This is a genomic window from Caldimonas brevitalea (assembly GCF_001017435.1).
GTDB lineage: Bacteria > Pseudomonadota > Gammaproteobacteria > Burkholderiales > Burkholderiaceae_C > Caldimonas > Caldimonas brevitalea.
The window spans coordinates 198,641-211,150 of the sequence record NZ_CP011371.1; the positions used below are offsets into that span (position 1 = coordinate 198,641).

Annotated in this window: 13 protein-coding genes; 7 read left to right on the forward strand and 6 right to left on the reverse strand. The window is 66.9% G+C overall.

From position 1 onward, the window contains the following. The first annotated feature begins 59 nt into the window (after positions 1–59). Entirely contained in the window at positions 60–983 is a 924-nt protein-coding gene (locus tag AAW51_RS00855) for an AraC family transcriptional regulator (RefSeq protein ID WP_047193109.1), read from the forward strand. Between the two features lie 72 nt (positions 984–1,055). On the opposite strand, the gene yidD is transcribed toward AAW51_RS00855, so the two are convergent. Continuing rightward, on the reverse strand, positions 1,056–1,499 hold the full coding sequence (gene yidD, locus AAW51_RS31255; RefSeq protein ID WP_083437978.1) for a membrane protein insertion efficiency factor YidD: 444 nt from the start codon (positions 1,497–1,499) through the stop codon (positions 1,056–1,058). 245 nt (positions 1,500–1,744) lie between these two features. Here yidD and AAW51_RS00860 point away from each other — a divergent pair, with 245 nt between their 5' ends. Continuing rightward, positions 1,745–2,014 (forward strand): type II toxin-antitoxin system TacA family antitoxin, encoded by a 270-nt coding sequence (locus AAW51_RS00860; protein ID WP_047193110.1) that lies wholly within the window; start codon positions 1,745–1,747, stop codon positions 2,012–2,014. A gap of 115 nt (positions 2,015–2,129) precedes the next feature. Here the strand turns inward: AAW51_RS00860 and recQ are convergent, their stop codons facing one another. Then, positions 2,130–4,040: a DNA helicase RecQ gene (gene recQ, locus AAW51_RS00865; protein WP_047193111.1), complete on the reverse strand. Its 1,911-nt coding sequence runs from the start codon at positions 4,038–4,040 to the stop codon at positions 2,130–2,132. A 125-nt stretch (positions 4,041–4,165) separates the two neighbouring features. Between recQ and AAW51_RS00870 the strand changes: the two genes are divergently transcribed. From AAW51_RS00870 to AAW51_RS00880, 3 genes are all read left to right on the forward strand, one after another. Then, on the forward strand, positions 4,166–5,371 hold the full coding sequence (locus AAW51_RS00870) for an MFS transporter (RefSeq protein WP_238947718.1): 1,206 nt from the start codon (positions 4,166–4,168) through the stop codon (positions 5,369–5,371). Between the two features lie 115 nt (positions 5,372–5,486). Beyond that, positions 5,487–6,005, forward strand: coding sequence for a single-stranded DNA-binding protein (ssb, locus tag AAW51_RS00875; RefSeq protein WP_047193113.1), 519 nt, complete (start codon positions 5,487–5,489; stop codon positions 6,003–6,005). A gap of 517 nt (positions 6,006–6,522) precedes the next feature. After that, positions 6,523–7,113: an META domain-containing protein gene (locus tag AAW51_RS00880; RefSeq protein ID WP_083437979.1), complete on the forward strand. Its 591-nt coding sequence runs from the start codon at positions 6,523–6,525 to the stop codon at positions 7,111–7,113. 30 nt (positions 7,114–7,143) lie between these two features. On the opposite strand, the gene AAW51_RS00885 is transcribed toward AAW51_RS00880, so the two are convergent. The 3 genes from AAW51_RS00885 to AAW51_RS00895 are packed head-to-tail and all read right to left on the reverse strand — an operon-like array spanning position 7,144 to position 8,707. Further along, a complete protein-coding gene (locus tag AAW51_RS00885; RefSeq protein ID WP_047193115.1) occupies positions 7,144–7,833 on the reverse strand; it encodes an RNA polymerase sigma factor in 690 nt (229 codons plus the stop codon). Positions 7,834–7,839: 6 nt separating this feature from the next. Then, entirely contained in the window at positions 7,840–8,124 is a 285-nt protein-coding gene (locus tag AAW51_RS28770) for a cupredoxin domain-containing protein (RefSeq protein WP_417903606.1), read from the reverse strand. Positions 8,125–8,170: 46 nt separating this feature from the next. Further along, positions 8,171–8,707, reverse strand: a complete 537-nt coding sequence (locus tag AAW51_RS00895) for a DUF4142 domain-containing protein (RefSeq protein WP_047193116.1) — start codon at positions 8,705–8,707, stop codon at positions 8,171–8,173. A gap of 178 nt (positions 8,708–8,885) precedes the next feature. Here AAW51_RS00895 and AAW51_RS00900 point away from each other — a divergent pair, with 178 nt between their 5' ends. After that, complete coding sequence (locus AAW51_RS00900; protein WP_047193117.1) at positions 8,886–10,385, forward strand: FAD-dependent oxidoreductase; 1,500 nt, start codon at positions 8,886–8,888, stop codon at positions 10,383–10,385. Between the two features lie 17 nt (positions 10,386–10,402). Here AAW51_RS00900 and AAW51_RS00905 read toward each other — a convergent pair whose 3' ends face one another. Then, positions 10,403–11,353: a DMT family transporter gene (locus tag AAW51_RS00905; protein ID WP_047193118.1), complete on the reverse strand. Its 951-nt coding sequence runs from the start codon at positions 11,351–11,353 to the stop codon at positions 10,403–10,405. A gap of 114 nt (positions 11,354–11,467) precedes the next feature. On the opposite strand from AAW51_RS00905, the gene AAW51_RS00910 reads away from it, so the two are divergent. After that, positions 11,468–12,406, forward strand: coding sequence for a LysR family transcriptional regulator (locus tag AAW51_RS00910; protein WP_047193119.1), 939 nt, complete (start codon positions 11,468–11,470; stop codon positions 12,404–12,406). Positions 12,407–12,510: the final 104 nt, after the last annotated feature.

Consider the following 12,510-nt stretch of genomic DNA (forward strand, 5'->3'; position numbering starts at 1 on the left):
GAACCTGTATTCGATGTACTCGGCCGCCGAGCTGGCGGCCGTTGAAGGACAAGCCCGCCATGGCCCTCGCCCGCCCCCGCACCCCTGAGCTGGAACACGAGTGTGTCCGTTCGCCCACGCTGGGCTACGAGCCGCAGGGCAGCTACGGCTGCGTGCGCTACCTCGAGCACGGCTACCCCAACCCGCTGGTGCGCTGGCACTACCACGAGGAGTACGAGCTGCACCTGATCGTCGCCACCCGGGGCAAGGTGTTCGTCGGTGACTACATCGGCCAGTTCGAGCCCGGCCATCTGGTGCTGACCGGCCCCCGGTTGCCGCACAACTGGATCTCTACCGACACGCCGCCCGAAGGCGTGCCGCTGCGCGACATGGTGCTGCAGTTCCCCGACACGCCGCTGCGCGAGGCGGCCGAGGGTATCGCCGAGCTGCGCGAGGCCTTGCCGCTGCTGGAGCGGGCGCGCCACGGCATCGAGTTCTTCGGCATCAGTGAACGGGCGCGGATGCACTACGAGCGCATCCAGCACACCCAGGGGCTGCGACGGTTCGCCGAATTCGTCGAGCTGCTGGGCGAGCTGGCCGCCTGCGTGGACTACCGCTTGCTGTCGACGGTGCAGCTGCAGAGCTACGACGACGACGTGGCACTGGCGCGCATCAGCGGCATCGTCGACTACATCACCGAGCACAGCGCGGCGCAGTTCTCGATGGCGGAGCTGGGGCGCCGTGCGGGCATGACCGAGAGCCAGTTCTCGCGCTATTTCCGCAAGGCGACCGGCAACACGTTCACCGACTTCGTCAACCGGCTGCGCATCAACCGCGCGTGCCAGCTGTTGATGGAATCAGACCGCTACATCACCAACATCTGCTATGACGTCGGGTTCAACAACGTGGCCAACTTCAACCGGCGCTTTCTGCAGATCAAGGGGATGACGCCGAAAGAGTTTCGGCGCCAGGCGGAGGCAAGGTTCGGGGCGTCGCGGGGCTGAGGGGTTGCGGGGATGCAAGGTCGGGTCAGCGCCTGCCACCGAGGCCCCCGGCCCTGAACCGCAAGGCGTGGGTCACAGCGAACAGTCGCACGCCCCGACGTCTGCACATGAGCTGGCGGCATCACAGGCGCCGCTCGGGTCGGGCAGATCGCAGCTCCCGCAGTCCCCGCAGTCCCGGCTGTCTCGCTGTCGTGCGTGCTGCCTTTGTTGTGAACGCTGCGTGCGCTCGCCTTTTGCCTTGGTGGGACGACGGAAAGCCGATGCGTTGGCAGCGGCCGCCCGGATCAGATGACATGCCCTGCGGCAGCGCTCGAACTGCCGGGGCATGGCCGCGAACAGTGCCGTGAGGCCGAGGCGGCGCACGATCTTCCTGGCGTACTGCGAACAGGAGGCGCCGCCACTGTGGACACGATGGGCGCAGCGGAACCCCTTGTAGGGCGACACGTACCGTTGATAAAGGCCGATGGCGGAATCCGCGATGGCATCGAGGGCGGTGCTTCTTGACAGCGAGATCACAGCAAGCGAGGGAGCGGTAACAGAGTTGCAGTGTGCCTCATTTTCATGGCGTTGCGAGCCGCCTTAAGCACCCCTCCGGGGAGCCTGCCACGCCTAGTACAACGGAACATCAAGCGGCGCTTTTCGGAAATCCAGGGTATGACACATGAAGTGTGCATACACTGATGGACCATTCCACATCGTTGTGAACCTTGCGGCGTAGACGCCGCTCCCCGTCTTCCGCGTCTGACGTAAGGATCTCCATCATGGGCACCGCTGCCACCACGATCAAAGTCCGTGCTTCTGTCGAAGAGCGAGAACTGGTGGACCGAGCGGCCACAGCTCAAGGCAAAACGCGCACCGACTTCATTCTCCAAGCCTCCGTCGAGGCTGCCGGGCGGGTACTGTTAGACCGGGTGTTCTCCGAGATCGATGAAGAGCGCATCAAAGCTTTGGATACGGTCATGAGCCAACCCGTCGGGAACAACGAAGCGGTTCGGCGACTGCTGGTCAAGAATTCTCCATGGGATCGGTAAGGAGCAGCGGGCTTCCCGCGCCCTGCTAGATGCCTGCCAAGCACGAGAGCTCGGTATGTTCCTGCCAGAACGAGACGCTGGGCCATTAGCTCCAAAAAGGGCGCGCTGGCCGATCTCAGCCTTCGCCCAACACCCGCAAGATCTCGCGACCGTAGGCTTCCAGCTTCTTCGCCCCCACGCCGCTGATGCCCCCCAACTCATCCAGTGAGCTGGGTTGCAAACGCGCCATCTCGGCCAGCGCCGCGTCGTGGAACACGACATACGCCGGCAGGTTGTGCTCGCGCGCGACCTCCGCGCGCCAGCCTTTGAGGGCCTGAAAACGATCGAGCGCGGCGGCGTCGAGGTCGACTGGCGCGGCCTTCGCTGCGCTCTTGCCGCCACCTTTGGCGACGCGCCCGCTGCGCCCGGCGCGCTTGGTCTCGGCCGCGACGCGCAGCTGCAGCTGCACTTCGCCGCGCAGCACGTTGCGGGCACTCTCGGTCAGCCCGAGCGTGTTGAACTCGCCTTCCGCGACCACGTGGCCCAACGCCACCAACTGGCGCAGCACCGAGCGCCATTGCTGCTCCGACAAATCGGCCCCAATGCCGAAGGTGCTCAGCGTTTCGTGGCGGTACTGCGCCACCTTGTCGGTGTTCTTGCCGCGCAGCACATCGATCAAATGCCCGGCACCGAAGGCGCTGGGCCCATAGCCGCCGCCATGCTGGCGGAAGCGGTAGATGCACGACAGCACCTTGCGGGCGGCCTCGGTGGCGTCCCAGGTGGCGGGCGGCTGCAAACAGTTGTCGCAGTTGCCGCAGGGCTCGCTGGCCTCGCCGAAATAGCCCAGCAGGCGCACGCGCCGGCATTCATGGGTCTCGGCCAGCGCCAGCAGCGCGTCCAGCTTGCCGCGTTGCACACGTTTGAAGTCGTCGCCGGCCGGGCTCTCGTCGATCATGCGGCGCTGGTTGACGACGTCGGCCAAGCCGTAGGCCATCCACGCTTCGGCGGGCGCACCATCGCGGCCCGCGCGGCCGGTTTCCTGGTAATAGCTTTCGATGTTCTTGGGCAGGTCGAGGTGGGCCACGAAACGCACGTCGGGCTTGTCGATGCCCATGCCGAAGGCGATCGTCGCGACCATCACCAGGCCTTCCTCGCGCAGGAAGCGGTCCTGGTGCCGCTGGCGCACCGCGGCGTCGAGGCCGGCGTGGTAGGGCAGCGCGGCGATGCCTTCGCCGCTCAGCCAGGCCGCGGTTTCTTCGACCTTCTTGCGCGACTGGCAGTACACGACACCCGCCTCGCCCTCGTGTTCGTCGCGGATGAAGCGCAGCAGCTGGGCGCGCGGGTTGTCCTTCTCGACGATCAGGTAGCGGATGTTCGGCCGGTCGAAGCTGCTGATGAAGACCTGCGCGTCTTGCAGCTGCAGCCGCTCGATGATGTCGGCGCGGGTGTGCTCGTCGGCCGTGGCGGTCAGCGCGATGCGGGGCACGGCTGGGTAGCGCTCGTGCAACACGCTCAGGCCGAGGTATTCGCTGCGGAAGTCGTGGCCCCATTGCGAGACGCAGTGCGCTTCGTCGATCGCGAACAGGCTCAACAGGCCGCGCTCGTGCAGCGAGTCGAGCTGGGCCAGAAAACGCGGGGTCGTGACACGCTCGGGCGCCGCATACAGCAGCGTCAACCGCCCGCTCATCATCTCGCGCTCGACATGCTGCGCCTGCTCGAGCGAGAGCGTCGAATTGAGAAACGCGGCGTGCACGCCGACTTCTTCCAGTGCGCCGACCTGGTCGTGCATCAGCGCGATCAGCGGCGACACCACGATGGCGACACCCTGGCCGCGCCGGTGCCGTGCGATGGCCGGCACCTGGTAGCACAAGGACTTGCCGCCGCCGGTGGGCATCAGCACCAGCGCATCGCCACCGCCCACCACGTGGTCGACGATCTCCCGTTGCCGGCCACGGAAGGCGCTGTAGCCAAACACCTCGTCGAGGATGTGCAGAGGCTCGGTGGAGGCCGCACTCGGGCGGCGGGACGGGGGGGCGACGGTGGACATGGAGGGCAGGCGGCGCGCAGGCGCGAAGCCCGCATCCTAACGTCCCCGGCGGCCCGGCACGCTCCGACCGGCCGACGAGCAGGGTTGGTTCGCTGGGTGACAATAGCCGTTTGACCGACGCCGAGATGAGTGAGCCGTCCCCTTTGCGCATGACACCCGACGAACGCCGAGCCAGCGGCTGGCTCGCGGCCCTGTTTGCCTTGCGCATGTTGGGACTGTTCTTGATCCTGCCGGTGTTCTCGCTGCACGCCCGCACGCTGGCGGGCGGCGAGCAGCTGGGGCTGGTGGGGTTGGCGATCGGCATCTACGGCCTCACCCAGGCGGTGTTGCAACTGCCCTACGGCTGGGCCTCCGACCGTTACGGGCGCAAACGGGTGATCGCCATCGGCCTGCTGGTGTTCGCAGCCGGCTCGTTTGTCGCAGCGGCGGCCGACAGCCTGATCGGCGTCGTGCTGGGCCGGGCCTTGCAAGGCGCCGGGGCGATCTCGGCCGCGATCACCGCGCTGATCGCCGACAGCACGCGCGACGAGGTGCGCACCAAGGCAATGGCGATGGTCGGCGGCTCGATCGGCCTGAGCTTCGCACTGTCGCTGGCGCTCGCGCCGACGCTGTACGGTTGGGTGGGCATGGGCGGCCTGTTCTCATTCACAGGCGCGCTGGCGCTGGGCGGCTGTTGGGTGGTGTGGAAGCTGGTGCCCACCGTGCCCCGGCATCCTGCCGGCGCCGCCCGCGCCTCGTGGCGCGACGTGCTGCTGCACCCCGAGCTGATGCGCCTGAGCCTGGGTGTGTTCCTGTTGCATGCCGTGCAGATGGCGATGTTCGTCGTGGTGCCGATCGCGCTGGTCGACCACGCCGGCGTGCCGCTCAGCCAGCATGGTTGGCTCTATATCGGCGTGGTGGTGCTGTCGTTTGCCGTGATGCTGCCGGCGATGTTGTGGAGCGAACGGCGCCAGCGCCTGCGCCCCGTGTTCCTCGGCGCCGTCGCGTTGCTGGCGGTCAGCGAAGCTGCGCTGGCCTGGTATTGGCGCTCGCCGGCTGGCCTGATCGCGCTGCTGGTGGCGTTTTTCGTCAGTTTCAATTTGCTCGAGGCCAACATGCCGTCGCTGGTGTCGCGCGTCGCGCCGCCCGCGGCGAAGGGGCTGGCGCTGGGCGTGTTCAACACCTGCCAGTCCCTGGGCCTGTTCGCCGGCGGTTTGCTGGGCGGGCGGGTGGCGGGCGTTTGGGGCTCGGCCGCGGTGTTCCAGGTGTGTGCCGCGCTGGCGCTGCTGTGGCTGGTGGTGGCTTGGCCGATGCGACCGCCGGCACGCCAGCGTGCCAAGGCCCAAGCGTAGCGAGTGCTCACGACCAGGCGCCCCGGACCGGGCTGTGGCCACCCTGTCAGTGTGCAGCCGGGGGCATCGGAGATAATGGCCGATCCGCTGAACGAACCATCCTAGGAGCCGAGCCATGGCCTCTGTCAACAAAGTCATCCTGATCGGCAATTGCGGCCGTGACCCCGAAGTGCGCTACACCCCGACCGGCACGGCCATCTGCAACGTCTCGGTCGCCACCTCGAGCCGTCGCAAGGACCGTTCGTCGGGTGAAAGCATCGAAGACACGCAATGGCACCGCGTGACCTTCTATGAACGCCTGGCCGAAATCGCCGGTGAGTACCTGAAGAAGGGTCGCCCGGTCTACATCGAAGGCCGTTTGAAGTACGGCAAGTACACCGACAAGGACGGCATCGAACGCAACACCGTCGACATCATCGCCGAGCAGATGCAATTGCTGGGCGGCCGCGAAGGCATGGGCGGCGGCGACGACATGGGGGGCGGTGGTGGCGGTTATTCGCGCGACCGCGAGGAAGGCGGCGGAGGCGGCCGCAGCGAGCGCTCGGCGCCGGCACCGCGTTCGGCCCCCGCGCCGCGTCCTGCGCCCAAGGCCGCGACCGGCTTCGACGACATGGACGACGATATTCCGTTCTAAACCCTGCTTCGTCGCTCGTGAACAAATGGCCCTGGCGCCCTGCGCTGAGGGCCATTTTCTTTATTTGGAGCGCTCAAACCGGTCCCGAGGTCGGCTCCCCCTCCGCCCCATCACCTTTCGTTCGCAGGTGAGCTTTTTTCACCGTCGTGCAAGAGTTTCGGCAAGCAGGTCGGGAGCATCTGCATTGGACGAATGCGATGAGCGCCGACCCACGGCTGGCCGGGAAGCGCGCGACGGGTTCGTTCATCGCGTCTGCCTGCCTGGGCGCCGTCGGTGCCGTGCGCGTCCCGCCAGCGAACCGAGCGACGACAGCGGACGGCCAAACGTTCGTGTTCCACGGCGTCCATCGATTTATCGAGCTTGAGCCCCATGCAATGGCGGCTACGCTGGTACTTGCATCTCGCGACGCTTGTCGGCCTTGGCCTCCCCGCCCCACAGAGGCACACCAGGCAGTGCCAGGCGAGCCAGGACAGCGAGGCTCGGAGTGATTGGAATCTTGAGCACGAAAGGCCCGAACATGCCCGCCCTCATCTCGAGACCGCGTCGACGTGGCGTTGCCGAAACATCACAAGAGACCGCTGGCTGCCGTCAGCGCCGCGACGCTGCCCTCCGTCGTCTGCGGCCGGGCAAGTCGCTGGAGAACCTCCGAAGAGCCGTGGCATGGTTACCGCTGGTGATCCTCATGCCGGCCTGCGGACCTGACCTGAGCAAGGTCGGGCAGGACAAGGCGTCGGACCCGGTGACAATCAAGGCGCTTTCCACTCTCACTGACAGGAAGTGGCGCTTGGAGCGATTCCAGGCAGGCGACGGCACGACCCTCGCTTCCACGGATACCCTCATCTACACCGTTCGCTTCGCGCCCGAGGGGCGCTATGTCGTGCGCTTCGACTGCAACCAGGGAACTGGGACCTGGAAGTCGCCACGCCCGAACGCCCTGCAGTTTGAAGAATTCATCCTCACGTCCGCACTGTGCAAGGAGCCGGGTCTGCACGACCGGTTGGTGCGGGACTGGTCGCTGATTCGGTCATTCCGCGTCGATGGCGACCACCTGTTGTTGTCGCTCGACGCCGACGCAGGCGTCTACGAATTCCGCGAAGAGCCCCGTTGAGCGTGGCGCTTCCGGCCGTGCATCTTCACCTCACACCTTCACTCGCCCCAACACCGCCGTGACGATCCGGTCGCACCGGGCTCCGGCGAAACTGAACACGTCCTGCTCGGCCAGATCGATCTCCTGCGCCAGCGCCTCGCGCAACAGACTGCGGGCACGGAAGTAGCGCGAGCGCACCGTGGCCTCCGGGATGTCGAGTGCCTGAGCCGTCTCCTCGACGCTCATCTCCTCCACGCCCCGCAGCATGAAGACGGTGCGAAAGGCCTGGGGCAGTTCGTCGAGCTTGCGCTCGAGCAGCGCCCGAAGCTCCGCCCGGGCAAGGGCTTCGTTCGGTAGCTCGGTGGACGTTCGGCTCACGAGATGCGGCTCGACTTCAGGTTCCCCGTCGCTGCTGACGATGTGCACGATCTGGTCGCGCCTCGATTGTTTCCTCAGCCGCCCGAGACACTCGTTGAGCACCAGACGTGACAACCAGGTGGACACCGAAGACTGCCCACGGAAGGCCGCGATCGAGCGGTACGCCGAAAGGTAGGCCTCCTGCAGCGCGTCTTCGGCTTCGGCAGCGTCGTGCAAGGTGGCGCGCGCCAGCCGGTACAGGCGCCGGTTGTGGCGGCGCATCAGCTGCTCGAAGGCTATGCAGTCGCCGTGGGCCACGCGCTGTGCCAGTGCGTGGTCGTCATCCGGAAGGGGGGCTGACGTTGGCTGGGCAGGAACTCGCACGTGTTGTTACTCCACGATCAGCTTGGCTTTCATGGTGGGGTGCAGGGTGCACACGTAGTCGTAGCTTCCCCGCTTCGGCGTGGTGGCCCAGGACTGTCCCGGCGCGACGGAGCCGGAGTCGAACCCTTTCGGCACGGTCGCAGTATGAGGGACGACGTCCTTGTTGACCCACACCACCTTGTCGCCTTGCTTCACCGTCACGCTGGGCGGCGAGAACTGCATGCCCTCCATCGTGACGGTGTGCGTCGCGCCGAAAGCGGTCGCCGCGATGGACAGGCCCGCCGTGACCAAGGCGCGCCCGCCCCAGTGGCGGGCGCGCGATTTCTGAAGAGCCGCCTCAACCACCGCTCTTCCCCAGCTGGGCTTGCAATTGCTTTGCATGTTCCAGATGGTGCACGAAGGCCGGGCGCACCTTGACCAGCAGCGCCTTCAGCTCCTCGTTCTGCGCGCTGGGGATCAGCGCCGTGTCCACCGCCTCCAGCACCGACTGGTGATACGCGACCTCATGGTCCACATAGGCCTTGTCGAACCGTGCGCCTTCGAGCTTGCGCAGCTTGGCCAGGTTCTCGTCGCCGCCCTTCTTCAGGCCCTGCGCCGTTGTGTTGTCCTCGGGCGTGACCTTGAGCTTCTGCACCAGGTCGGTTGCCGCCTTGTTCACGCCGGTGTGGTCGGTGACCATCAGCTTCGCAAAGTCCTTCACTTCCTTCGAGCGGCTCTTTCCCTCGGCGAGTTTGCCCGCATCGATGTCGACCTGGTTGGCGGTCACCACGATCGCGGCGATCTGCGCGTCGTTGAAAGCGGCACTTTGAGCCTGGGCGCCCAGTGCCAACGAGGCGGCCACTGCCAGACCGGCGAGCTTGAATAGAGAGGTCATCTTTGTCTGCTCCTGTTATGCGCGTCCGACCAGCGGCGGCGCAACATGCGCCGTCGTCCTGATCTTGCGGGGATAGACGTCGCCAGGTGCGTTTGCGTTCCCACGTATCTCGTCACGTGTCGGGCACCTGGTTTGCAGCGCGGCGGTCGGCTCTACGACAAAGAAAGGAGAAGCCATCATGACCACCACCTCCGTTTGGCACGGGACCGCGCCGCCCACCCAGTGGCCTGCCCTGGACGAAGACCTGCAGGTCGATGTCGCCGTGGTCGGCGGCGGCATCACCGGTGTGACCACGGCGCTGCTGCTCGCACGCACCGGCAAGCGGGTGGCGCTGCTGGAGGCCCGACGGGTCGGCAGCGCCGACACCGGCGGCTCGACCGGCAACCTCTATGCGACGGTCAGCGGGGGTGTCCACGCCTTGCGCGAGAAGTGGGGCGCCGAGGTCGCGCGGGAGGTGGTGGCCTCGCGCGCCGACACGGTGGACTTCATCGAGCAGCTAGCGACCCAGGCTGCCCGGGACGCTGCGGCCTTCCGTCGTTGCGGCATGTACGTCTACGCCGGCTCGGCAGAGGCCGAGGCGCAGGTGCACAGCGAATACGAGGCCGTCATCGAAGCCGGGTTGTATGCCCAGCTGATCGACATGCTGCCGCCCGGACCGCCTGCGGCGCACGGCAAGGTGCTGCGGATCGACAGGCAGGCGCAGTTCCATCCGATGTCGTATGTGCAAGCGCTGGCTGAGCAGTTGGTCGCCAGCGGAGGCCGTTTGTTCGAGCACAGTGCCGCGCTGGAAGTGAACACATCGACGAACCAGGTGCGCACCGAACGTGGCAGCGTCACCGCCGCGGAGATCGTGCTCGCGACACATTCGCCGAGCGGCTTTCACCTGGTGCAGGCGGGCATGGTGCCGCACCGTGAGTACGGCATCGCAGGGCCGGCACCGGGCGGCGCGTTTCCGCCCGGCATCTTCTGGGCGCAGGGCCCGGAGCGGCTGTCGGTGCGCAGCCTGGACACACCTCAAGGTCCGTTGCTGATCTGCGTTGGTGAGGATCACAAGGTCGGACAGCACGACGCACCCGAGGCCTTGGCGAGCCTTGCGGCCGCCGCACGGCGACGTGTGCAACTTTCCGAGGTTGCGTTCCAATGGTCGGCACAGAATTTCCAGTCGCCCGACAATCTGCCCTACATCGGGAAGGACACCTCGGGTTGCTACATCGCCACCGGCTTCGCGACCGACGGGTTGGTGTACGGGACCCTGGCCGCGCGCATCATCGCGGCCCAAATCCTCGGGCGAGAGCACCGCTGGAGCGACCTCTACAAGGCCACGCGGTTCACGCCGGTGAAGTCGGCCCGCACCTTCGGCGAAGAGACCGTGGCGGTCGTCAAGGTGGTGGTGCAGGACTACCTGACGCGACGTCAGCACGAGGAGCTGGCGAGCCTGCAGCCCGGCCACGCGGCCATCGTGGACCTGCAGGGCGAGCGGCTGGCGGCCTATCGGGACCTGCAGGGCGAGCTGTCCGTCGTGTCGCCAGTTTGTACACACCTGAAGTGCATGGTGCACTGGAACCCGGTGGAGACGAGCTGGGATTGCCCCTGCCACGGCAGCCGCTTCGCGCCCGACGGCAGCGTGCTGCAAGGGCCGGCCATCGAGCCGCTGAAGCGCAAACAGGTGACGGCGTAGCGCCATACCCGGGCAGGTCAGGCGGGTGCCTTTTCCCCTGCTCGGGTCACCCAGCCTGCCGACGCGACGATGAGCAGGCCGCCGATCCAGCCCTGCAACGCCATCTGCTCGCCCATCCACAGGACGGCGATCAGTGCGCCCCACAGGGGCTCGCTGCCCATCAGCAAGGCCACGCGCGAGGGACTGGTGCGCGACGCCGCGTCGTTCTGCACGAAGAATGCAAACAAGGTGCACAGCAACACCAGGAAGGCCATGGCGGACCAGAACGACACGCTGCGCGGCAGCGATGGCCACGCGGTGCTGCCGTGGACGGCCAGCATCAGGATCGCCGAACCCAGCGTCATCACGCCCATCTGCACCGCGGTCACCGTGAGCGCGGGCAGCATGTGGCGTTGGCCGTACCGGCGCGTGAGGCAGACCATGACGCCGCGCAGGAACGCGGCGAGGACCATCAGGCCGTCGCCCCAGGCGAGACGGGCCGATCCGCCTTCGTGCTGAAACGCCAGCAACCCCGCACCCAGTAGCGACAGCGCTGCAGCCGCCATCACCGCGAGGCTGGGCCGGGTCTTGAGCAGCCACCACTCGCACAGCGGCGTGAAGGCCACGCACAGGCTGATCAGAAAGGCCGCGTTGGAGGCGGTGGTCAGCGACACGCCGAAGGTCTCGCAGACGAAGATGGCCAGCAGGTTGGCGCCCAGCATCGAAGCACCGGCCAGTGCCGCTGGCCAGGACGTTGTCGCGAGGCCGCGCAGGGCGGGCAGCAACAACAGGAACGTCAGGCCAAAGCGAAGCACCAGGAACTGCAGCACCGGCATCTGGCTGGTGGCGATCTTGGCAGCGCTGTAGCTGCCACCCCAGATCACCGCCACCAGAAGCAGCCACCACTCGACCGGTCCGAGCCGTGGCCATGTGCGGCGTGGCGCTCGCACCGCTCCCCCCGGACCTCGCGGCGTGGAGGTGGTGCTCATATCTTGCGCGTGGGCATGACCCGTCCTTCTGAATGTCGTGAAGTTGTTGGTCGCGATTGTTCTGCCGGTCGCAGCGCTTGAATAGACTCGGCGCCAGAACAGGAGCTGTGCACGGTGAGAACAGATGACTTTCTGGAGGTGATGCACGAACTGGTGGCCTTTGTCCGCGTGGTGGAGTCCGGCAGTTTCTCGGCCGCGGCAAGGCGTCACGGGCAGACGCCGTCGGCCGTCAGCCGGCAGGTCGCTAGGCTGGAGCAGGCCATGGGTGTTTGCCTGTTGCAGCGCACCACCCGCCAGCTGCGTTTGACCGAAGCCGGCCTGGAGGTTCTGGAGCGCGGTCGCGAGATGGTGGCTGCGGCGCAGGCCAGCCTGCAGGTGGCCGAAGGGCATGTCGGCACGCCCAAGGGCCTGGTGCGCATCAGTGCGCCCAAGGCGTTTTCGCGCCACGTGCTGCAGCCCGCGCTGCTCGACTTCCTGCAGCGTTTCCCCGAGGTGGATGTGCACATGCTGGTGGTCGACCGGTCTGTGGACCCGCTCCGTGAGGGGGTGGACCTGGTGATCCGGCTGACCGACGATCCGCCGCAGGGCATGGTGGCGAGGGCGCTGATGCCGGTACGCCAACTGGTGCTGGCCAGCCCGACCTATCTGTCTTCCCACCCGCCGGTCTCCGCGCCGGAGGACCTGATGGCCCACAGCTGCCTGGCGATCGGCGAACAGGAGCGCGACAGCCGCTGGCGTTTTGTGCGCGGCGACGACGAGGTCGAGGTGGCCGTCGCCGGCCGCTACACCGTCAACCACAGCGAGATGCGGCTGGCGGCGGTGGAGGCCGGCCTGGGCGTGGGTTGTGTGCCCGACTTCGTGGCCGAGGATGCGCTGAAGGCCGGGCGCGTGGTTCGTTTGCTGCCCGAGTGGGCCTTCGACACCAACTATCAGGGCCTCGCGCACTTGTTGTATTCAGCGTCCCGCTACACGGCGCCCAAGGTGCGGGCGTTGATCGATCACCTTGTGGCGACGCTGAGTCGGCCGGGGAGTCGGAGGGGGGAACCCGGCTGAGTTCCTGGGAGCGCGGTCAGCATCGACACTTGCGGCAGCCGCTTGTGACCGGCTGGCTTCTCTTCCGGGCGTGGCCGGCTGTCGGGATACCGGTCGAAACCAGT